The 23,279-nt window shown below is 64.0% G+C and carries 13 protein-coding genes; 8 read left to right on the forward strand and 5 right to left on the reverse strand.

All coding sequences use genetic code 11. From position 1 onward, the window contains the following. Positions 1–80 precede the first annotated feature (80 nt). Both VWZ87_RS11090 and puuE read right to left on the reverse strand, forming a co-directional pair. Positions 81–566 (reverse strand): ureidoglycolate lyase, encoded by a 486-nt coding sequence (locus tag VWZ87_RS11090; protein WP_340546280.1) that lies wholly within the window; start codon positions 564–566, stop codon positions 81–83. Positions 567–594: 28 nt separating this feature from the next. Then, positions 595–2,010 (reverse strand): allantoinase PuuE, encoded by a 1,416-nt coding sequence (puuE, locus tag VWZ87_RS11095; RefSeq protein ID WP_416536325.1) that lies wholly within the window; start codon positions 2,008–2,010, stop codon positions 595–597. 155 nt (positions 2,011–2,165) lie between these two features. On the opposite strand from puuE, the gene uraH reads away from it, so the two are divergent. Then, a complete protein-coding gene (gene uraH, locus VWZ87_RS11100) occupies positions 2,166–2,537 on the forward strand; it encodes a hydroxyisourate hydrolase (protein WP_340544551.1) in 372 nt (123 codons plus the stop codon). 87 nt (positions 2,538–2,624) lie between these two features. Here the strand turns inward: uraH and VWZ87_RS11105 are convergent, their stop codons facing one another. Then, positions 2,625–3,602 carry a LysR family transcriptional regulator gene (locus VWZ87_RS11105; RefSeq protein ID WP_416535528.1) on the reverse strand — a complete coding sequence of 326 codons (978 nt, stop codon included), beginning with the start codon at positions 3,600–3,602 and terminating at the stop codon, positions 2,625–2,627. A 228-nt stretch (positions 3,603–3,830) separates the two neighbouring features. On the opposite strand from VWZ87_RS11105, the gene VWZ87_RS11110 reads away from it, so the two are divergent. From VWZ87_RS11110 to VWZ87_RS11120, 3 genes are all read left to right on the forward strand, one after another. Continuing rightward, positions 3,831–5,063, forward strand: coding sequence for a urate hydroxylase PuuD (locus tag VWZ87_RS11110; RefSeq protein ID WP_416535529.1), 1,233 nt, complete (start codon positions 3,831–3,833; stop codon positions 5,061–5,063). Positions 5,064–5,292: 229 nt separating this feature from the next. Continuing rightward, the gene (locus tag VWZ87_RS11115; RefSeq protein ID WP_416535530.1) at positions 5,293–7,146 is read left to right on the forward strand and encodes an autotransporter assembly complex protein TamA; all 1,854 of its coding nucleotides are present in this window, start codon (positions 5,293–5,295) and stop codon (positions 7,144–7,146) included. Beyond that, a complete protein-coding gene (locus tag VWZ87_RS11120; RefSeq protein ID WP_416535531.1) occupies positions 7,143–10,805 on the forward strand; it encodes a translocation/assembly module TamB domain-containing protein in 3,663 nt (1,220 codons plus the stop codon). The genes VWZ87_RS11115 and VWZ87_RS11120 overlap by 4 nt, the downstream gene beginning before the upstream one ends. 25 nt (positions 10,806–10,830) lie before the next feature. On the opposite strand, the gene VWZ87_RS11125 is transcribed toward VWZ87_RS11120, so the two are convergent. Beyond that, positions 10,831–11,781, reverse strand: a complete 951-nt coding sequence (locus VWZ87_RS11125; RefSeq protein ID WP_416535532.1) for a glucokinase — start codon at positions 11,779–11,781, stop codon at positions 10,831–10,833. 161 nt (positions 11,782–11,942) lie between these two features. On the opposite strand from VWZ87_RS11125, the gene VWZ87_RS11130 reads away from it, so the two are divergent. Together VWZ87_RS11130 and VWZ87_RS11135 are read left to right on the forward strand one after the other, a co-directional pair. Then, the gene (locus VWZ87_RS11130; RefSeq protein ID WP_416535533.1) at positions 11,943–13,058 is read left to right on the forward strand and encodes a glycosyltransferase family 2 protein; all 1,116 of its coding nucleotides are present in this window, start codon (positions 11,943–11,945) and stop codon (positions 13,056–13,058) included. Then, complete coding sequence (locus VWZ87_RS11135; protein ID WP_416535534.1) at positions 13,055–14,041, forward strand: glycosyltransferase; 987 nt, start codon at positions 13,055–13,057, stop codon at positions 14,039–14,041. The genes VWZ87_RS11130 and VWZ87_RS11135 overlap by 4 nt, the downstream gene beginning before the upstream one ends. Positions 14,042–14,116: 75 nt before the next feature. Here VWZ87_RS11135 and VWZ87_RS11140 read toward each other — a convergent pair whose 3' ends face one another. Continuing rightward, on the reverse strand, positions 14,117–14,869 hold the full coding sequence (locus VWZ87_RS11140) for a WecB/TagA/CpsF family glycosyltransferase (RefSeq protein WP_416535535.1): 753 nt from the start codon (positions 14,867–14,869) through the stop codon (positions 14,117–14,119). A gap of 164 nt (positions 14,870–15,033) precedes the next feature. Between VWZ87_RS11140 and VWZ87_RS11145 the strand changes: the two genes are divergently transcribed. Both VWZ87_RS11145 and VWZ87_RS11150 read left to right on the forward strand, forming a co-directional pair. Next, positions 15,034–16,497 (forward strand): hypothetical protein, encoded by a 1,464-nt coding sequence (locus tag VWZ87_RS11145; protein WP_416536906.1) that lies wholly within the window; start codon positions 15,034–15,036, stop codon positions 16,495–16,497. 266 nt (positions 16,498–16,763) lie between these two features. After that, on the forward strand, positions 16,764–23,255 hold the full coding sequence (locus VWZ87_RS11150; RefSeq protein WP_416535537.1) for a type I polyketide synthase: 6,492 nt from the start codon (positions 16,764–16,766) through the stop codon (positions 23,253–23,255). Positions 23,256–23,279 lie beyond the last annotated feature (24 nt).

The following is a 23,279-nucleotide window of genomic DNA, read 5'->3' on the forward strand; positions in this document are numbered from 1 at the left end:
ACACTCTCATTTGGCGGAGTGCCTGTTGCGAAAGAAAAAGGCGCAAGACCCGCTGGGTCGCTGCGCCTTTGATTGTCAGATCAGGGTCGGATCACCTGATAGGGGCTTTCAAACCAGTGTTCTTCCAGATTGGCGCCCTCTCCGATCCGATCCACCACGGCAAACAGGCCCGGCGCCGTCAGGGGCGTCAGCACCCCGTGCCAGGTGCCCCGGTGGAAGTTGATCGCCTGTCCGGGTTGCGTTTCAAAGGCAAGCGGCAGTCCCGGCACACCACCGCGATCCGGGGCGACGATCACCAGAAATCCGGTTTCACTCATCGGGATGAAGGCCTGACTGCCGTCCGGGTGGCGCTCGACCATCCGCAGTGGCATCGGCAGTTCACGCGGCTCGGCGTTAAACAGGCTGAGACCCGCACGACCGGCGCTGAACTCCATGGTGGCCCGATCGTGATACCGTCCGCAGAGCCCCTGGTTGATGATCTTGTCCGGCGCTCCGGTGCAGTCGATCAGATCGCCAAAGGGGGCAAAGCCCTCGGCTGTGATCGGCTGGATCTCAAGCATCTTCATCGCGGTCTCCGGCATAGCTGGCAGTCCCTCACGGCAGCACATCCCGCAGGCGGAACTCGGCGATACGTTCGACCTGCCGACAGGCTTCGGCAAATTCGCTGTCGCGATCATTGGCGATACGCCGTTCAAATGCTGCAAGAATCGACGTCTTATCGTGGTCGCGCACCGCAATGATGAAGGGAAAGCCGTGTTTTTCCACATAGGCGCTGTTCAATTGCGTAAACCGTGTGCGTTCCGCATCAGTCAGCGCATCCAGCCCGGCGGAGGCCTGCTCGCTGGTGCTCTCCGCCGTGAGACGTTTGGCGGCGGCCAGCTTGCCTGCCAGATCCGGGTGCGCTGTCAGCACGCCCAACCGCTCCGCCTCGCTGGCAGAGCGGAACATCCGGCACAGCGCATTATGCAGCCCTGCCGCGCGGTCATGGGCTGGTCCCAGTTCCAGATCATGCGCCTGTTCGGCAATCCAGGGGGAGTGTTCAAAGATCCCGCCATAGGCCTCGACAAATCGCGCGCAGCTCATCTGGCTGGGGCGTTCACGGCGCTGATGTGGATGGGTTTTCGCCCAATGATCGGCGATATCAATGCGGCGCGGGCACCAGACCCCGTCGAACCCCCGGATATAGTCGATAAACCGTTTCAGCCCCGCCGCCTTGCCGGGGCGGCCGATCAGGCGGCAATGCAGCCCGATCGACATCATTTTCGGCGCACCTTCTTCACCCTCAGCATAGAGCAGGTCAAAGGCGTCCTTGAGATACTGATAGAACTGTTCGCCAGTGATGTAGCCGGGTGCGGTGGCAAAGCGCATGTCGTTGGCTTCCAGCGTATAGGGGATGATCAGCTGATCGCGTTCGCCGACCTCCAGCCAATAGGGCAGATCATCGTCGTAGGTGTCCGAGATATAGTCAAAACCGCCCTCCTCAGCCACCAGACGCACGGTGTTTTCACTGCACCGGCCAGTGTACCAGCCACGCGGACGCTCTCCGACCACCTCGGTATGCAGGCGGATCGCCTCGGCAATGGCGGCGCGTTCGTCGGCCTCTGCCATATCCTTGTGTTCGACCCATTTCAGCCCGTGCGACGCGATCTCCCACTTGGCAGCCTTCATCGCCGCGACCTGTTCGGGAGAGCGCGCCAATGCGCTGGCGACACCATAGATGGTGACCGGGATATCCGCAGCGGTGAACATGCGATGCAGCCGCCAGAACCCGGCGCGGGCGCCGTAATCGTAGATCGATTCCATGTTCCAGTGCCGCTGTCCTGGCCAGGGCGCCGCCCCGGCGATGTCAGACAGAAACGCCTCCGACCCCGCATCACCATGCAGGATATTGTTCTCCCCGCCCTCTTCATAGTTCAACACGAACTGCACCGCGACCTTGGCATTGCCGGGCCAGGCTGCATCGGGCGGCGTCGCGCCATATCCGATCATGTTGCGAGGGTATCTGTTCATTGCCGGGGGCCTCTTTTCAAACAACTCCAGGTCATTACTATGGCAGAAGATCACGGCTATCTTTCAAATTTTCCCGAATACACTATCAGATTGCACAGGTTTGCAGGCCCCGCCGCCATCAGGCAGAGGTAGCCCCATAGCAGGAGGACTTAAGAATGAGCACAAGGACAGAGCCCGGGTATCTCACCACACATGTGCTGGACACCGCGCGCGGCTGCCCCGCCGCCGGACTGCCGATCCGGCTGTACCGGCTGGATGCAGGCGGGCGCACTGAGATCGCGCAGATGCTGACAAATGCCGATGGGCGGACCGACAGTCCGATCCTGCCGAAGAAGGATTTTGTGACCGGTCTCTACGAGCTGGTGTTCGAGGCCGGGGAATACCTGCGCACCAATGGCCAGGCCTCCGGCGAGATGCTGTTTCTGGACGAAATTCCGATCCGCTTTGGCATCACCGATGAGAGCGCGCATTACCACGTGCCCCTGCTGCTGTCGCCTTTCGGCTATTCCACCTATCGCGGCAGCTGAGCGCCGCCGCGCCCTGGCGCGGCCATGCCCAACGGAGGCGGCGCTCCGACAGGAGCGCCGGGGCGGGCGGGAGCTGCTGCGGGTCGCTCAGGTCTCGGGCGTTCCTGCCTGCGCGGGGTCGGCAGCACGCCCCGGTTGCGCGCCATCGACACGCAGCCCATCGACACGCAGGACTGAGGCCAGCCGCGCGGTCATATATTCCATGAACAATCTGGTCTTCGGATCCTGATGGCGGCGATGGGTATAAAGACAGGCCAGCTGGACGGGCACCGGTGGCGTGGCCTCGGCGACCGGCACCAGACGTCCTGCCGCCAGATGCTCGGCAACCTCGAAGAGGGGTTTCAGGATCACGCCCTCCCCTGCCAGCGCCCAATCGGTCAGCACATCGCCATCATCGCATTCGTAGCGCCCGCTCACCGCAAAACGGCGCGGGCCATCGCCGGTCTGCAACAGCCACTGAAACTCACTGGCGCCGGGGTAGCGCAGGTTCAGACAATTATGCCCATCCCGCAGCAGCGCGTCACCATCTGCGGGCAACCCGCGCCGCGCGACATAGGCGGGCGCGGCGCAGAGCACCCGCTGGCAATCCGCAATCTTGCGAATGCGCAGGTTGCTGTCCTCTGGCTGGCCCAGGAAGAATGCCAGATCCAGCCCCTCGCTGGTCAGATCCACCGCACGGTCCGACAGCCGCAGACGCAGGTTGATCTCCGGGTAGGTGGCCAGGAATTCCGGCGTCTGCGGCGCCAGCAGCCGCCGCCCCAGCCCCAGAGGTGCCGCCACAAACAGGGTGCCGCGCGGGGTATCGGTCAGATGCATCACCCTGGCCTCCGCCAGATCCACCGCATCCAAAACCGCAACCGCCCCGTCATAGAAGGCTCGCCCCTGCTCGGTTGCGGTGAGATTGCGGGTGGTGCGCTGGAACAGCCGCACGCCGAGGTATTCCTCCAGCTGCGAGATCCGCGCCGAGGTGACTGCAGGCGACACCCTGAGGTCGCGCCCTGCGGCCGACATCGAGCCCAGTTCATAGACCCGAACGAAGGTGCGGATATTGTCGAGGTAAGACATGACAGAGGCCTGCGATTGTTCCAGATTTTTTGATACAGTTTGGCAGTATATGGGAATACCGAAGAAACCCCGCTTTGCCTAGTGTGGCAGGGCTGCGCTAGGCCAGATTGCGCCCCGCCCGGCCCGAACCACCGGGCGGCATCGGCGCCCGCAGGACGCGCAGCGACTGACTGTTAACCCAGCCCCGGCCGCAGCAATGCGCATTGGGCGACAAAGGACCGGATCTGAATGTTTGAGCTGTTGATGATGTGGGATTGGCTGGGCTTTGCCATCCGCTGGCTGCATGTGATCACCGCCATCGCCTGGATCGGCTCCTCCTTCTATTTCATCGCGCTGGATCTGGGGCTGCACAAGGCACCGGATCTGCCGGTGGGCGCCCATGGCGAGGAATGGCAGGTCCATGGTGGCGGTTTTTATCACATCCGCAAATATCTGGTCGCCCCCGCCGAGATGCCTGACCATCTGACCTGGTTCAAATGGGAAAGCTATATGACATGGCTTTCGGGTTTTGCGCTGTTGATGGTGGTCTATTGGGTCGGTGGCGAGCTGTATCTCATCGACCAGTCGAAGGCGGATCTGGCGCTGTGGCAGGGGATCCTGATTTCAGCCGCGACGCTCTCGGTGGGCTGGCTGGTCTATGACCGTCTGTGTAAATCCGGTCTGGCTGAGCGCCCGACCCTGCTGATGGTGCTGTTGTTCGTGATGCTGGTGGCCATGGGCTGGGGTCTCAATCAGGTGTTCACCGGTCGCGCCATGATGCTGCATCTCGGTGCCTTTACCGCCACCATCATGACGGCGAATGTGTTTTTCATCATCATGCCCAACCAGCGCATCGTGGTGAAGGATCTACAGGAAGGCCGCGCGCCGGACGCCAAATATGGCAAGATCGCCAAGCTGCGCTCGACCCATAACAACTATCTGACGCTGCCGGTGGTGTTTCTGATGCTGTCGAACCACTACCCGCTGGCTTTTGCCAGCGAATACAACTGGCTGATCGCGGCGCTGGTGTTCCTGATGGGGGTGACCATCCGGCATTATTTCAACACACGCCACGCCCGTGCCGGTGATCCGACCTGGACCTGGCTGGCGACGGCGCTGTTGTTCCTGGGCGTGATCATCCTGTCGTCGCTGGGGCTTGAGCATGAGGGCGACGATGCCCCGGAGGAGGCCGCGCTGAGCGGCACCGCGCTGACCATGGCCCAGACCGAAGGCTTTGCCGAGGTGCATGAAATCGTTCTGGGCCGATGCAGCATGTGCCATGCCCGCGAACCCTTCTGGGACGGGATCCGCACCGCCCCCAAGGGTGTCTTGCTGGAGACCGAAGCGGATGTGGCCCGCCGCGCCGGTGAGATTTACCTGCAGGCGGGTGTGACCCATGCGATGCCACCTGCCAATATCACCTATATGGCGCCCGAGGATCGCGCTGCGATCCGGGCCTGGTTCCGCGCCGCGCAGATGTAGCCGGTCGTCAGCCCGTCAGCTCCGACCGGGGGCGCGCATCAGCGCCGATCTGTCGCCGATCTGTCAGAGGCTCGATCACGAATTGGCGCGGGAACCTATCACGCGACATTGACGTTACACACCGGGTTTGCCCTATGTTAGTTCTGATCCCGGTCCACATGTCTCGGTGGCGTCAGCGCCGATCCGCCCGAGACCGGGGATCGATCTTGTAGCCTGTCCGGAGCGTCCCATGTTCTATCGCCGATCCTTCCGCCGCTCCCTTTGCCATGTCACTCAACCTCGGGGTTTTGCTCAGCTGGGCCGCAAGGCCGCCCTGGCAACGGCCTTGTTCTTTGGCGGCACATTGGCGCTGTCTGCGGCGGACGCCCGGCTGGTCGCGCCGGGGTCGGACGGCGATTTGCGCGACCTCCTGCAGGATGCTTCTGCCACGCTGGCGACCAGCGCACGCGGCGAGACCGGCGTGCAGCCGCTGATGGCGGCGGCGCTCTCGGATTATCGCACGCTGGTGCAGGTGCTTTACGATCAGGGATATTTCTCACCGGTGGTGCAGATAAGCGTCGATGGGCGCGAGGCGGCCCGGATCCAGCCCCTGAACCTTCCGCGTGAGATCAAGAAGATAGATATCACCGTCAAGGCAGGTCCGAAATTCACCTTTGGCACCGCTGAGATTGCCCCCCTCCCACAGCGACGAGCGGTTGAGATCCCCGAAGAATTTGCCACCGGTCGCACCGCCACCACCGCAGTCCTGCGCGATGCCGCAAACGCGGGTGTGGAAAACTGGCGCTATGCCGGTCACCCGCAGGCCAAGGTCGGCGCGCAGTCGATCACCGCCAACCATGTGGCCGCCAGACTGAATGCGAGTCTGCGCCTGGCGCCGGGACCGCAGCTGCGTTTTGGTCGTTTGAAACTGGCCACACCCTCGAACGTGCGGGCAGAGGCGATACAGCGGATCGCAGGCTTCCCGACAGGCGAGGTGTTTCACCCCGATCTTCTGTCGCGGTCCGCGACACGGTTGCGCCGCACCGGGGCTTTTGCCGCTGTCACCATTCGCCCTGCCGAACGCGCCAATCCCGACGGTACGCTGGATTATGTCGCCAGGATCGAGGATCAGCCGCCCCGGCGATTTACCTTTGGGGCAGAGCTCAGCTCCTCTGACGGGCTGGAGGTGAGTGGTTCCTGGATGCACCGCAATCTCTTTGGCGGTGCGGAGCGCCTGCGATTTGAGGCCCGGTTGTCGGGCATTGGCAGTGCAAATGATCTGGACGGGCGCGTGGCGCTGCGGCTGGACCGGCCTGCCGCTTTTGGTCCCGATGACAGCCAGTTCTACCTGCTTGAGGCCGAGAGGCTGGACGAAGAACATTACACCGCCACCCGTGGACTGGGCGCGGTCGGTCTGCGCCGGGTCTATTCCGACCAGCTTTTTGCCGAGGCCTCCGTTGGCTTTGAGAGCGTGCTCGCCGAAGACGTCTTCGGCAAGCGACGTTTCAAATATCTGGTCGGGCAGCTACGGGCGGAATACGACGGGCGCGACAGCAGCCTGAGCGCCACCAGCGGATATTATCTGGATGCCCGCGCCCTGCCCTTTGTCGGCGTGGATGGCAGCAAATCCGGGCTTCAGCTGAAATTCGACGGGCGCGCCTATAAGGCGCTTGGCAGCAGTGACCGCATCGTGCTGGCCGGGCGGTTGCAGATGGGATCGGTCATCGGCCCGTCGCTGTCTGAGGTTTCGCCAACCCTGCTGTTTTATTCCGGCGGCGCAGGATCGGTGCGCGGTCAGGAGTTCCAGTCGCTGGGCGTGCCTGCGGCGGGCGGGATCTCCGGCGGGCGCGGCTATCTGGCCCTATCGGGCGAGGTACGCGGGCGGATCGGCGAGAAATTCACCCTTGTCGGCTTTTACGATGTCGGGCTGGTGGATGCGGAGAGTTTTGTCTCCTCGGACTCGGCCCGACATGCCGGCGCCGGGTTCGGGCTGCGCTACGACGTGGCCGGGATCGGCGCCATCCGTCTGGATCTGGCCTATCCGGTAGACGGTGGCAGCGACGACGGCTTGCAATTCTACATCGGGATAGGACAGGCATTTTGAAACATCTTCTCGCAGCCCTCCGCCCTGCCACCCTGTTCTCGCCGCTGCTCGTTGCTGTGGCGCTGACAATGGCCCCTCTGGAAACACCCGCGCAGGAGCGCCAAGAGAGCGGTGGCCTGCTGGTTGATTTTCTCGAAGACACGCTCTCGGGCGAGAGCCGCGCGATCCGCGTTACCGGGCTGGAGGGGGCGCTGTCCTCGCAGGCTACGCTTCAAAAGCTGACCGTGGCAGATAGCGAAGGCATCTGGCTGACCATTGAGGGCGCAGAACTGGACTGGAACCGCCTAGGCCTGCTGCGCGGTGATTTCTCCATCAACACGCTAAAGGCGGATCGCATTCATATCGAACGCGCACCCGCTGCGCCGCTGGACGACCCCAACCTGCCAACCCCCGAGGCGGCGCCGTTCCAGCTGCCGGAGCTGCCGGTGTCGATCAATATCGGTGAAATCAAGGTTGGGCGGCTGACACTTGGGCAGGATCTGGTCGGGGTGGCGGCGGTGCTGACCCTTGATGGTTCGATGAGCCTTGCCAATGGCGCGCTCGATAGCGCCTTGCAGATCACCCGGTTGGACCGCGACAGTGATCAGCTCACCCTGGAGGCGGGTTTTGCCAATGAGACCGGCAATATCACGGTTGATATGGTGTTGCAGGAGGAAGACGGCGGGCTTGTGTCCACCGCGCTTGGCCTGCCGGGCGGCCCCGATATCCGTCTCGCCCTGCAAGGACGCGGACCGGTTGAGGATTTCAGCGCCGAACTGGCACTGGATACCGACGGCACCCGACGCCTCGGCGGTACTGTTGTTCTGTCGCCTGCCGGCGACGCCCCGGCGGATCCGAGCGCGGGCAGCCGCCCCATTGGCTTTCGTGCGGATCTGAACGGCGATATCACCGCGCTGGTCGATCCGGTCTATCAGCCGTTTTTCGGCCCAGACATGCGCGCCCGGCTGCGCGGCCAGACCCGCGCCATGGGCGGGGTGATGATCGACGATCTGGCGCTTTCGACACAGGCGCTGGAGGTTTCCGGTTTTGTTGAAATGGCCGCCGGTGGCGAACTTGAAAGCGCCGATCTGAGCGCTGCGGTCACCCCTCCGCCGGGACAGGAAGCGGTGGTCCTGCCGGTGGCAGGCGGTTCGACCACGGTCACCGACCTTGCGCTCCATGCACGGAAACCCGCTGGCCGCGACTGGACCGTGACCGCACGGATGAAACGGCTGGCCAACCCCGCGCTGCGCATTGCCCGTGCCGAGTTGGAGATGACCGGCACCCTGGACCAGAGCAGCGGTCTGGCGCTGGATGGGCAGATCGCCGCCGCGCTGACCGGGCTGCGCCCCACCGACCCTGCATTGGCCGAGGCCCTGGGGGCGGCAATCACCTTTGACGGGCAGGTCACCACAGATGGACCCGGCGCGCTGCGTATCACCAATATGCTGCTGTTGGGCGCGGATTACGGTGCGACCGGGGCGGTCACCATCGACGGTCTGGAAAGCGGGCTGCGCATCTCCGCCGATATTGACGCCAACGCCCAGAATCTTGCGCGTTTCTCCAGCCTTGCGGGACAATCTCTGGAGGGGCGGATGACGGCAAAGGCCGTCGGCTCCACCACCCCGCTGTCTGGGGCCTTTGACATTGACCTCGCAGTTCGGGGTCAGGACCTCTCGGCGGGATTGCGGCCTGTCGATGACCTGATCGGCGGCACCACCACCATTTCGCTCAAGGCCGGCCGGGACGAGGCCGGGCTCAGCATCGACCGCTTCGCGCTGGAGGCCAAAGGGCTGAGCGCGCGGGCCAATGGGCAACTGGGCAGCACCAGCGGCAACCTGTCCCTCGGCGCCACGCTGAAGCAGCTGGAGAAGGTCCTGCCGCAGGCCCCCGGAGCGCTGCAATTCAGCGCGGATATCACCCGCGAGAACCAGACGTTTTCTGGCATTGCCGAGCTGCAAGGCCCGAAATCATCCCGCGCGGAACTGACCGGCCAGATCAATATCAACGGCGATGGCGATCTGGAGTTCGACGCCGCGATCAACGCGCTTGAACGTTTTGTACCGACCCTCGCCGGATCATTGAGCGCCAAGGGCACTGCCAGCCGCCGCGCCGGGGTCTGGACCTTTGACGGTGCGGCCGAAGGACCGGCGGGGCTATCGGCTGATCTCGATGGTACGGTCTCCGAAAACAAAGGGGACGCTGATATCACCTTTGACGCGCTGGTGGCCGAGGTACAGCGCTTCGTTCCCGGGCTGCCGGGGCGGCTGACCGCCGAAGGCACCGCCCGTCGCCGCGATGGGGTCTGGCAGATCGATAGCCGCGCGATTGGCCCGGCTGGCGTCACCAGCACCGTTGCGGGCAGCTGGGACGAGGTGCAGGGCCGTGCCGATATTGATGCCAGGGGACAGCTGCGTTTGGAGGGGCTGAACCCCTTCATGTCACCCAATCTGATCCGTGGCCCCGCCCAGTTCGATCTCTCGCTGGAAGGGGAGCCATCGCTGGCCAACCTCAGCGGGCAGATCCGTACCAGTGGGACGTCGCTGGCAATTCCGGCTGCCGCCCAGCGGATAGATGACATCACCGCCACCGTCTCTATTGCGCGGTCCAGAGCCGATCTTCAGCTGACGGCGCAGCCCCGCGATGGCGGCCAGCTGCGGGTCAGCGGACCCATCGGGCTGATCGCGCCCTTTGATGCGCAGTTGCAGATCGCGCTCACCAATGTCGGTCTCAGCGATCAGCTGTCCTATGACACGCAACTCTCTGGTGCGCTGTCTCTGACCGGGGGGCTGATCGGAACCAAAAGCCTGTCAGGGCGGATTGATGTGGGCGAGACCAATATCAACCTTGCGACCGCAGGCGGCTCCGTCACCGCAGCGCCGATCCCGGATATCCGCCATCAGGGTGAGCCTGCCGAGGTGCGCCGCACGCGCGCCCGTGCCGGGCTGATCAACACCGGCGGCGGCGGTGGCGGGGCTGGCCGAACCCTGCTTGACGTGCTGATCAGCGCGCCCAATCGCATCAACGCCCGTGGGCGCGGCGTTCGTGCCGAGCTGGGCGGCCAGATCCAGCTGCGCGGCAGCACCGCGAACCTGGCGCCATCAGGCCAGATCAGCCTGATCCGTGGCACCTTTGACATTCTTGGACGACGGCTGGCGCTTGATGAGGGGCAGATCACCTTGCAAGGCGACCTGCGCCCCTATCTGCTCTTGCGCTCCTCGGCAGCGACCTCCGAAGGCACCGCGACGCTCGAACTCTCCGGGCTGATCGACAGCCCCTCGATCAAGGTGACCTCCGAGCCGGAACGCCCAAGCGAGGAGGCATTGGCGCTATTGCTGTTTGGCGACAATATTCAGGACCTCTCCCCGCTGGCGCTGGCACGGCTGGCGAGCTCCGTCGCCACGCTCAGCGGGCGCGGCGGCAGCAATCGGGCCGAGAGCAAACTGCGCGATGAAACCGGCGCCAGCAATGTTGAGCTGGGTCTCGACAATATCGGCGCGGGCCTTCTGGATATCGGCGGCTATGTATCGGAGAACGTCTATACCGATTTCAATGTCAACACCCGCGGCGACAGTGAGCTGAGCATCAATCTGGATGTGAGCAAGAGCCTCACCGTCACCGGCAAGGTGGATGGCGAAGGCGAGACCGGGATCGGCCTCTTCTTCAAACGCGACTATTGATCTGCGCCCCAGCTATGGGCGCGGTTCAGCGACTGCGGCCGGCCATTTCGATTGCAAAACGCGCCGCCCCGCTGACGCCTGCGGCATCGTCGGTGATCAACCACAGCGGCGTGGTTTCACACCGGCTCTGCACGCCGGTCGCAGGTTGCAGGAAGCTTTTGAGGAATATCTCGCAGGCCGGGGTGCCGAGCACGCCCCGTGCCACGCTGCCGGCAAAAAAGATCCCCTGTCCCGGCATATAGGTCGGCACCAATTCGCGGGCAAAATCCCCCAGCAGCCGCGCCCAGCTGGTCACCGTCTCTGCGGCAGGGCTGTCGGCATCGGCAAGATAATCCGCGACGATCTGCGCGCCGCCCTCTGCCGCGACGCCATGCAGCGCCTGATGATAGCGCACCAGCCCGCGCCCGGAGAACAGATCCTCATTGGTTGCAAAACCGGCAGCTCGCTCTCCAAGCCGTTCGACCAGACCACGCGCGACAGGCGCCGACAGGCTGGTATGGCCCATCTCGGCTTCGGCAGTGTGGCCATCCACCGACAAGGACACGTTGAAGCCGGTGCCGATGCCCGCAACCAGCGCCTGCTGTCCGCGCTGGTGTCCCGCCCGCAGCGACGACAGCTGGCCGGGGATCAGTGCGGGCAGCGAATGCCCGAGCGCGGCCAGATCGTTGATCACGTCAACCCGCGCGCCCTCGCCTAGCTGCAACTGTCGACCCAGGTCCGCTGCCGTCCCCTGCCAGTTGCGGTTGGTCAGCTGATATTCGTTGCCATAGACAGGCCCCGCCACCGCGATGCAGGCACCGGCCAAAGGCGGCAGATCGGGCTGCGAGCAATAGGCTGCAAGCACGTCATCGAGACTGGAAAAGCTATCATTAGCAAAGCTTTGTAGCGCCGTGACGCCGATTTCAGGACCGGCAAGGGCCAGCCGCGTATTGCTGCCGCCCACGTCGCCAACCAGCACTGTCATGTCCGAGCCCATGTGCTCTGTCCCTCTGCATGTCCGATTTTTGCGAGACACTGCCGTATTCAGCGTCGAAATGCAATTCTGCGACGGTCATAGTTTTAGCGCTAACATAATGCAATATACTTGCCACGGATCGATGTTTTTGCACAGTTGGAACTGTCCGACCAGGAGCCACGATGACCGGCACAGATGATCCTCCCAGCCCCGCCGCGCCGAAAGCGCCCGATGGGCTGACCCGCCGGTTTCGTGCCCGTCTTGCGGATCGGTTCGACAGCAGGATCGTCATGCCATTTGATCGCCTGCGGTTTCGTGCAACGCTCCGGAACCTGTCGGGGCCGCGCCAAATTCATCAACCGCGCGAAGCAGTTACCGTGGTCGCGCTGGTGCGGGACGGAGCCTATTACCTTGATGTTTTTCTCGCCCATTACCGCGCGCTTGGGGCGGCGCATTTCGTCTTCTGCGACACCGGCTCCAGCGACGACACGCTGGCCCGGCTAGCGGCAGAACCGGATGTCACGGTGCTGCAGTCCCGCCTGCCCTGGGGCCGCTTTGAAAATATCTTTCGCGGTTATGCGGCGCGGAAGTTTTGCGCCGGTCGCTGGTGTCTTTTCGCCGATATGGACGAAATCCTTGAATTCGAGGGGCAGGCGCAGCTCGGCCTGACCGGGCTGGTGCGCTATCTGGATCGGCATGGGTATAGCGCGATGATGGCGCAGATGCTGGAAATGTTTCCCAAGGCGCCGCTGCAATCGGTCGCGCAGCACGCCTACCCGGAGGTGCAGCAGAGCTTCTGCCACTATGACATCAGCGCGGTGCGCGCCCTGCCCTATCATGATCCGGCTACCGGGCTGGGGTTTTTCCTGTCCCAGAACCAGCTGCCAGATGCGCCCGCGCCTGCACCCAGAATGCAGTTCGGTGGCATTCGCGGCGCGATTTTTGGAGAGAACTGTTGCCTCAGCAAACACCCGTTGGTTTTTGTCGGTGCAGACGTCGGCCCGGCGGTGCATCCGCATCTGTCGACCGGTGTGCAGGTCGCCGACACGATGGCAGTTCTGAAACACTATAAATTTGCCAATGATCCGATGGCGCGGGATCAGGCCTCCCTGTCCCGCGCGGCTATCTCCCATGGCGAGGATGCGCTGCGTGTTGCGGGCTTTGCCACGACGCCGGATCTCAGCCTATGGTCCGAAAAGGCTCAGCGCTATGACGGGCCGGAAACCGGGCCGCAACAGCTGCGCGAGGCCGGTTTCCTGCAGGTTTCCCCGCGTTATCTGGCGGAGAGCGCAGCATGACCCGAGATGTGCAGGATCCGCCGGTCGCCGCCCAGACGCCGCCGATTGTCGATGCTGTCGTCATCGGCCGCAACGAAGGGGCGCGGCTGCTGGCCTGCCTGCGCAGCCTGCAAGGTCAGCTGCGTCAGGTGATCTACGTCGACAGCGGGTCGACGGATGGGTCGGTCGCCGCGGCCGAGGCGCTGGGGGTAAAGGTTGTCAGCCTCGATATGAGCGAGCGGTTCACCGCCGCCCGCGCCCGCAATGCAGGTCTGGCCCATCTCGACGGCGACTGTACCTATGTGCAGCTGGTGGATGGCGATTGCGAGGTGGTGCCGGGCTGGATCGCCAGCGCAACCGCGCGGCTGGAGGCTGATCCCCGGCTGGCGGTGGTCTGTGGGCGGCGGCGCGAACGTCACCCCGACAGCTCGATCTACAACCAGCTCTGCGATCACGAATGGGACACTCCGGTCGGCCCGGCGAAGGCCTGTGGCGGCGACGCCCTGATGCGGCTTCGCGCCCTGCAGGAGGTTGGCGGCTATCGCAACGACCTGATCGCGGGCGAAGAGCCTGAGCTGTGCCTGCGTCTGGCACGCGCGGGGTGGTCAATCTGGCGGCTGGATGTCGAGATGACATTGCACGATGCCCAGATGCTCCGGTTTTCGCAGTGGTGGCAGCGCAGCCGCCGTGCGGGTTTCGCCTTTGCCGAGGGGGCGGCGCTGCATGGCGCCGGTCCCGAACGCCATTGGGTTGCGGAAACCAGGCGGGCGCTGATCTGGGGCGCCGGAATCCCGGCCCTCATCCTGATGCTGCTGCCGTTTTCCGGTTGGGCGCTGCTATTGTTGCTGGTCTACCCGGTGCAGTTCCTGCGGCTGGCTGCCCGGATGGGCCGTCGTCGCGCATTCTATTCCATTCTCGGCAAATTTGCCGAGGCACAGGGCGCGATGGAATATCACTGGCTGCGGCTGCGGGGGCGCAAACGCGGATTGATGGAATACAAATAACTGCCGCCGCCCCGGTCAGGGCAGATCCGGTCGGGCCAAATTCGGTCAGGCCAAATCCGGCCAAGCCAGTTTCCGTCAGGGGTGGCGCAGCCTGAGCGCGTGAAGCAGCTGACCCGGCAGGATTGCCAGACAGCGCAGATAGCGCGGACCCAGGCGGCGCGGGCTGCTCAGCGCCCGCCACAGCCATTCCAGGGCCAATCGGCGCACCCAGGCGGGCGCTCTTTTCTGATGGCCGCCCAGAAAATCAAGCCCCGCGCCAACTGAGGCAAAGCCGACCTCGGGCGCAAGAGCGCGACCACGGGCGGCCATGATCTCCTGTTTGGGAGCGCCAAGCGCAAGAAAACACAGGCCAATCTGCTTGCGCGCAAGCTCGCGCAGGATCTGCTCCGCAGCCTCGCTGCCGGGGTCAAAGCCCGTCGGCGGCGCGTGGCACCAGGCGATTTCAAGCCCCGGCACCTCAGCTTTCAATGCCGCGGAGGCATCCTGAAGCGCGGCTTCGGAGCTGCCTACAAGAGCAACAGGCACCCCGGCGCGCGCGGCCCAACGACAAAGCGGCAGCACCATGTCGGAGCCCGGCATCAGCGCCACCGGTCGTTGTGCCAGCCGCGACAGCCAGACAATGGGCCGCCCATCAGCCACCACGAAATCCTGTGCGGCATAGGCTTTCAGAAAGGCAGGCGAGCTGTGCATTTTCACCAGGTGATCCAAATTCACCGTCGCCAGCGCAAAGCCACGACGGGTCTGGAAATGCCCCATCACCGCCTGTTCCAGCCGCGCCGGATCGGCAATGTTCACATCAATCCGTGTGTCCCGAATATCAAAATACACCCGCATCCCCCCTCATGCGCCAGAAGCGGCGCCCCTCTTCGATCACATGGCCTTGCATCTGTTTCAAGAGTTTACCTCAGAATACGAATGCGGGCGACAGCGCAGACATCTGGGGCTAAACTTATGGTCACGGGGGCAAATACAGGAGCGCAGGGCCGCACGCGATGCCAAATGCTTTGGCCTATCTTATGCTGATCGCCTGGCCGGTGATCGCATACAAACTGTTTCGGCGTCTGCCGTTGCAGCAGGCTATTCTTTGGTGCGTCATCGGCGGCTATCTGTTCCTGCCACCGCTTGCGGTGTTCGACCTGCCATTGGTCCCGGATATGGACAAGGATTCCATTCCGGCCGTCGTCGCTTTTGTGATCTGTGTCTATATCCTGCGTAAGCGGGTGGAGATCTGGCCCCGCCATCCGGTGATGCGGGCGCTTGTGGCTCTCTTTCTCGGTTCGGTCATTGCAACCGTGCTGACCAATGGTGACCCGATCGTGTTCCGCGTTCTTGAAAACGCCGAACCCATCGTCTTTCCGACCTATGCCCTGCCCGGGCTGCGCTGGCGCGACCTCGGATCGGTGATGATCAACCAGTTGATCGTCTTGCTGCCATTCTTTCTGGCGCGCCGCTACCTCTCACATCCCGACCAGCAGCGGCAGCTGGTGATGGTGCTGATGGTGGCCGGGCTGATCTATTCGATACCTTCGCTGTTCGAAGTCCGGTTCAGCCCGCAGATCAACACCTGGGTTTATGGATTCTTTCAGCATGATTTCAGCCAGACCATGCGTCAGGGCGGGTTCCGACCGATTGTATTCCTGCCCCATAGCCTGTGGCTGGCGCTGTTCGTGCTGATGTCCGTGCTGGCCGCAACCGCGCTGGCCCGCAGTGCCGAAGGCCCGGACAAGCGACGCTATACCATGGCGGCGATTTACCTTTTTGCGGTGCTGATCCTGTGCAAGAGCATCGCCTCGCTGGTCTATGGCCTGATCTTCACACCCTTTGTGGCGATGGCTTCCTACCGGATGCAGATGCGGCTGGCGCTGGCATTGGGGGTGGTGGCGATTGTCTATCCGATGCTGCGCAACCTTGGGCTGGTGCCCGTGGATGCCATCCTTGCGCAGGCCCAGGCCTTCAGTCCCGAACGGGCGCAATCGCTGGGCTTTCGGTTCACCAATGAGGCGCTGATGCTGGATCGCGCCGCCGACAAACCCTGGTTCGGCTGGGGCGGCTGGGGTCGCAATCTGGTACGCAACCTCGAAAGCGGAGAGATCGAATCGATCCCGGACGGTCGCTGGATCCTTGTCTTTGGCACCTTTGGCTGGGTTGGCTATGTCGCGGAGATGGGCCTTCTGGCCGGGCCCTTGGTGCTGCTGTGGCAACAGATGCGCCGCCATGCGGCTGCAACGCTGTCGCCCTTTGCCGCGCCTTTGGCGCTGATGCTGGCGGCGACGCTAGTCGATATGCTGCTGAACGCGACGCTGACCCCGGTGACCTGGCTCTGTGCCGGGTCGGTGCTTGGCTATGCTGAGCGCCTGCGATACCCCGGCCTGTTCACGCCAAAACGGCAGCTGTTCGACGGCCATCAGGCGCTCGCCACCGCGCCGCTGGCCAAGGCACGGCGCAGTGTGCTGTGATGCCGCATTCTCTTCGCAATTCAGGCCGAATTGGACACAATCTGTCCCTATCGATACCGTATATCTTTTGCAGGGTTCACACTGCGCACAGGGTAATCCGTCGGCTTGGGGGCCAGCGGGCGCACGCCCTGTTCACAGATTGGGGACCAATTCGTGCCACTGTTGCAAGACCTTTGCGCTCGCAGGGTCAGTGTTGTTGATTGGTTAGGGTTACGTTCGGGCATGGCTCTTGTTTCGGACACATGGGTTGAGGACGATTGGGGCAATTGAAAACATCCGCGAAAACCACAGATCGCACTCCGTTTGACGCGTCACGCTACAGCGGCGATATCGCCATTGTCGGCATGTCGCTCTGCGTACCGGGAGCGCAGTCGCCGCAAGCGTTCTGGCAAAACCTGCGTGACGGTGTGGAATCGATCAAACCCGTCAGCGAACAGGATCTGCTGGCCGCAGGCGAAGACCCGGAAACGCTGTCCGACCCCAATTACGTCGCCGCTACCGCTGCGCTGGACGGCTATGCCGAATTTGACGCCGAGTTCTTTGGCTTCAGCCCAAAAGAGGCCGCCATTCTCGACCCTCAGCACCGGAAATTCCTCGAAGTCGCCTGGGGTGCGATGGAGGATGCAGGTCACCCGCCCGAAAGCCTGAACGGCCCCATCGGGGTTTATGCGGGCTGCGGCATGGGCAGCTATTTCTACTTCAACATCTGCTCCAATAAACCGCTGGTGGATGACGTGGGCATGTTCCTGCTGCGCCATACCGGCAACGACAAGGATTTCCTGTCGACCCGCGTCAGCCATGTCTTTGATCTGAAGGGACCATCGGTCAACATTCAGACGGCCTGCTCCACCTCGCTGGTGGCGGTGCATTATGCCAGCAAGGCCTTGCGCGAGGGCGACTGCGACATGGCTCTTGCCGGCGGCGTCACCATCGAACTGCCACAGGGCCGCGGCTACCTGTTCAAGGAAAACGAGATCCTGTCGCCCGACGGCCACTGCCACGCCTTTGACCACCGTGCACAGGGCACGGTCTTTGGCTCCGGTGCCGGGGCGGTTGCCCTTCGCAGGCTGGAAGATGCGCTGGCCGATGGCGATCATATCTGGGCGGTGATCAAAGGCTCTGCGATCAACAATGATGGCGCCGACAAGGCCGGCTATCTGGCCCCCTCGGTCGAGGGGCAGGCCAGCGCCGTGCGACAGGCGCTGCGCGCCGCCAAGACCCCGCCGGACACCATCGACTATGTCGAATGCCACGGCACTGGCACCTATCTTGGTGACCCGATCGAGGTCACCGCGCTGACCGAAGCCTACCGCGAAACCACCGCCGCCGTGGGTTACTGCCGTATCGGATCGGTCAAGACCAATATCGGCCATCTGGATACCGCCGCCGGCGTCGCCGGGCTGATCAAGACCGCCTTGTCGCTGCATCATGGTCAGATCCCGCCCAGCCTCGGCTATGAGGCACCCAATCCGGCGATTGATTTTGAAACCGCGCCTTTTGTGGTCAATGACCGGTTGCGAGACTGGACCTCGGCCAAGGGACCGCGCCGCGCTGCGGTCAACGCCCTCGGGGTGGGCGGCACCAATGCCCATGTCGTGCTGGAACAGGCCGCACCCCGCCCCGCACCGGAGGACAGCGATTTTCCGTTTCAGGTGCTCTGCCTATCGGGCCATTCGAAGGCCGCGCTGAATGCCAATGCCAGTGCCCTGGCCGCGCATCTGCGCGCGAACCCGGATCTGCCTCTGGCCGATGTGGCCTATACGCTGAAGGAGGGCCGCCGCAGCTTTGCCAAGCGTCGCACCCTGGTGGCCGAAACCGCCGAGGAGGCCGCCGCGCTGCTTGAGGCGGGCGACCCCAGACGCGTGTTTGACCACGACAGCGCCGACCGTCCGCCGGAGGTGGTTTTCATGTTCCCTGGCGGCGGCGCGCAATATGCGGGTATGGCGCGGGATCTCTACGAAACCGAGCCTGTCTTTGCCGATTGGATGGACCGGGGCCTCGACCACCTTCAGACGCAGCTGGACTATGACATCCGCGCGCTGTGGCTCCCGGAACCGGGGGAAGAAGACGCCGCCAATGCCCGGCTGCAACAGCCGTCGGTGCAATTGCCGCTGATCATGATCGTGGAATTTGCGCTGGCGCAGCTCTGGATCAGCTGGGGCATCCGCCCTGCCGCGCTGGTGGGACATTCGATGGGTGAAAACACCGCCGCCTGTCTGGCCGGTGTGCTGTCTTTTGAGGATTGCATCGATCTGGTGCTGCTGCGCGGACGGCTGTTCGACAAGGTGCCCGCCGGCGGGATGCTGTCGATTTCCCTGCCGCTGGACGAGGTTGAGGCCCGGCTTTCGCCGGATCTGGACATCGCCAGCGTCAATGCCCCACGCCTCACTGCCGTGTCCGGCCCGCAGGAAGCGCTGGATGCGCTTGCGGCTCAGCTCACCGCCGATGAGGTGGATCACCAGCGGATCCAGATTGATATTGCTGCCCATAGCCGGATGCTGGAGGGCATTCTGGATGAATACCGCCAGTTCCTGCGCGGGTTGACCCTGACAGCACCAGGACGCCCGATCCTGTCGAACCGCAGCGGCCAAATCCTAACCGACGCCGAGGCCACCGACCCCGAATACTGGGTTGCCCAGCTGCGCAATACGATCATGTTCGCCGCCTGTCTTGATACGCTGGCTGACGTGCCGAACCGCATCTATCTGGAGGTCGGTCCCGGTAAGGCGCTGTCCTCGCTGGCGCAGATGGCGCCGAAGATCAAACCCGGTCAGGTGCTCAGCTCATTGCGCCATCCCGAGCAGATGATGGCGGATGATGCCTATTTCTTTGGGGTGATCGGACGGCTCTGGGCCTGCGGGCTGGACGCCGATTGGGATCAGATCTGGGGCGATGCACGGCGTCAGCGCCTGCCGCTGCCAACCTATGCGTTTCAGCGCAGCCGCTATTTCATCGAGCCCGCGGCCCCGGCCCGCGCCGAGGCTGCCATCATCACCCCGGCCCGCCACGACCAGCTGTCGCACTGGGGATCGCGCCCCAGCTGGCGGCCCGCATTGGCAAGCTGCGATCTGGACGTCACCGGCGAGCTGGATCAGCAGCCCGAAACCTGGCTGCTGTTTGAAGACGACGCCGGGCTCTGCTCCGAACTGGCCGCAAGGCTGGATCAGGCAGGCCACCGGGTGGTGCGGGTGCGCCCCGGCGACACCTATGCGCAACTGAGCGAGACCCGCTATATGCTGGCGCCCGAACAGGGGCGCGCGGGCTACGATGCGCTGCTTGCCGATCTGGCGCTGGCCGATCTTCTGCCCAGCCGTATCGGCCATTTCTGGCTGGTGACTGAGGGCGAGACCTTCCGGCCCGGCGCCTCCTTCTTTGATCGCAATCTGGAGATGGGATTTTATGCGCTGACCGCGCTGGGGCAGGCTCTGGCCCAGATCGACCTACCGCAGCCACTGCATATGACAGTGTTCACCACTGGCGCGGCCCAGCTGCGCGACGAACCGCTGCCCTACCCCGAAAAGGCGATGATCGCGGGCCCTGCCGGTGTGCTGCCGCGCGAAATTCCCGGCCTCACCTGCGCCACGGTCGATATCGAACTGCCGCGCCGCCCCGGTGGGCTGCGGCGCTGGCTGGCGGAGGACCAGCCCGCGTCGATTGCGGATCGCCTGCTGGAGGAGCTGCTGGCGGAGCCTGCAAATGACACCGCACTCTGGCGTGGTGACAAGCGCTACACCCTGCGGTGGCGCCCGGTGGAGCTGTCGGAGGAGGATCAGATCACATCGCCACTCCCCGGCTTCCGCGAGGGTGGCACCTATCTGATCACCGGCGGCTACGGCGGCATCGGACGCACCATCGCCGCGGATCTGATGCAGAGCTATGGCGCCAATGTGGTGCTGATCTCGCGCGGTGGCCTGCCCCCGCGTGACCAGTGGGACAGCTATCTGAACCGCCACAGCCCGGCCAATACAACCGCCCAGCGCATCCGCGCCGTGATGGCATTGGACGCCATTGGCAGGGGCCGGGTCTTGCCGCTGGCAGCCGATGTCTGCAACAGCGAACAGATGCGCGCAGCCGTCGCCAAGGCCGAGACCGCCTTTGGCCCCATCACCGGTGTCATCCATGGCGCAGGCCAGATCAATGACGCGCCGGTTCTGGCCAAGACCGAGGACGACATTTCCCAGGTGCTCGCCCCGAAAGTCAGCGGGTTGCGGGTACTGGACGCCATTTTCGGCACCGACACGCTGGAGCTGATGGTGCTGTTCTCCTCCTCCTCGACGGTGACGCGCCCGATCGGCCAGGTCGATTACGTCGCCGCGAATGAATATCTCAACGCCTTTGCCAAGCACTGCAGCGGTGCCGGAGCTGCGGGCAACACAACCCGTGTCGTTGCCGTCGATTGGGGGGTCTGGGCAGATGTCGGCATGGCGGCAGATGCCATTGGCGCCCGCCAGCAGGAGGCCGGTGATGATCCGATCCCCTGTGATCAGCCGTTGTTTGACAGCCGCCAGTTTGCCCCGGATGGCGGGGTGCTGTTTCATCGTCGGCTGAGCAGCGACCAGTGGATCCTTGATGAACACCGCACCAAGGATGGCACTGCATTGATCCCCGGCACCGGCTATATCGAATATGCCGCCGAGGCACTTGCCGAACTGGGGCATGAGGCGCCTTTTGCTCTGCGTGATCTCTATTTTCTGCGCCCGCTCGTGGTCTCGGAGACAGCCGCCTGCGATATGGTCGTGCGGCTGCTGCCGGTCGAGCGCGGTTATGAGTTTGCCGTCTACAGCCGCACGGCGGAGGGATATGCCCTGCATGTTCAGGCGCTGCTGGAGACGGATATCGCGGCGCGGCAGCCCGGTCGGCACCCCCTGCCCGATCTGCTACCGGTGGCCACCGAAATGTCACCCTGTACCAAGCGCGAACGGCTACGGACACCACAGGAGGCGCATCTGAAGTTCGGCCCGCGCTGGCATGTCCTGCAACAGATGCGACAGGGGACGGGCGAAGGCATTGCCCGGCTGCAACTGCCGACCATCGCCGCCAAGGACGGCACGCTGCTGCCACCCGGCCTGATGGATCTTGCCACCGGATGGGCGATTGACCTGATTCCCGCCTATCGCGGTGCCGCGCTCTGGGTGCCGGTGTCCTATGACGGTATCGAGGTCTTTGCTCCGCTGCCCTGCGACGTGCTCAGCCATATGCGGCTGATGGACAGCGATGCGACCAGTGCCCGGTTCGACATCACCCTGACCACCGAAGATGGCACCGTGCTGGTTGAGGTCCGGGGCTTTCAGATGCAGCAGCTACCCGGTGCAACCAAACTGGCCCCGGCAGAGGAAGCAGACGCCAGCGGCGCGGATCTGGGACTGGCCGCATCGCCGGGCGCACAGCCGCTGTCGCCCGAGGAACGCCGACTGCATCGCAATATCAGCCAGGGCATCCGCGCCGAAGAAGGCCCGGACGCGCTGCGCCGGGCGCTGGCGACTGGCCCGTCGCAGGTGGTGGTATCCTCCCTCGCGCTGCCGGATCTGATGGCACAGGCCGATCAGCCTCCGCAGCAGGCGCGCGAGGACAGCCAGAGCTTCGAACGGCCACAGCTCGACACCGACTACCTCGCCCCGCGCAACGCGGTCGAGGAGGAGATCGCGGCGCAGTTTGCCCGGCTGCTTGGGGTGGCGCAGGTCGGGGTCGACGACAGCTTCTTCGACCTTGGCGGCCATTCCCTTGTCGCGGTCCGGCTCTTTGCACAGATCAAGCGCAGCTTTGGAGTCGATCTGGCGATTTCCACCCTGTTTGAGGCCCCCTCCGTCGCGAGGCTCGCCGAACTGGTGATCGCCCGCACCGGCGGCGGCCTCACCACCGAAACCTCTGCCGACCACACAGGCACGCCCCAGGCCGAGACGCCGACATATACCCATCTGGTGCAGCTCCACCCCGGCGATGGCACCGGGCGACGGCCTTTCTTTCTGGTGGCCGGCATGTTCGGCAACGTTCTGAACCTGCGCCATCTGGCGCTGATGGTTGGCAAGGACCGCCCGGTCTACGGGCTGCAGGCCCGTGGCCTGATCGGCGACGACGCCCCGCATGACCGGCTTGATGCGGCAGCGCGCGACTATCTCGCCGAAATCCGCAGCATCCAACCGGAGGGGCCTTATCTATTGGGCGGGTTTTCCGGCGGCGGGCTGACCGCCTATGAAATGGCCCAGCAATTGCGCGCCAGCGGCGAAGACACCGCCGCGCTGATCCTGCTGGACACACCGTTGCCGATGCGACCTGAGTTGAACCGCCGCGACAAGGCGCTGATCAAATGGGCCGAGCTGCGCCGCAAGGGCATCGGGTATCTGGGCGAATGGATCGGCAATCGCATCGCCTGGGAGATCGAAAAACGCCGGTATGCCGCCAGCGAAGACAGCAGCGCACCCGTGTTCAACAACCGCAAGGTCGAACTGGCCTTCCGCGCCGCCTTGCCCGCCTATGAGCTGCGCCCGTGGAGCGGACCTCTCACATTGTTCCGCCCGCCGCTTGATCGCCATTGGCAGGTCTCGGCAGGGAACTGGGTCAGCCGCGAGCGCGAATATGTCTATGACGACAACGACTGGACCCGCTGGGCGCCAGCGATCGAGGTCGTCGAGGTGCCGGGTGATCACGACAGCATGGTGCTGGTGCCCAACGTCAGCGTGCTGGCAGGCGAGGTCAAGGCGCGGCTTGATGCAGCCGACGCCGCCGCGCTGCGCCAAAGCGCGCCAAAGGCGGCAGAATGACCATGACCGACAGCCCCGCCCCAC

This window comes from Phaeobacter sp. JH20_37, assembly GCF_048056015.1.
Taxonomy (GTDB): Bacteria; Pseudomonadota; Alphaproteobacteria; order Rhodobacterales; family Rhodobacteraceae; genus Phaeobacter; species Phaeobacter bryozoorum.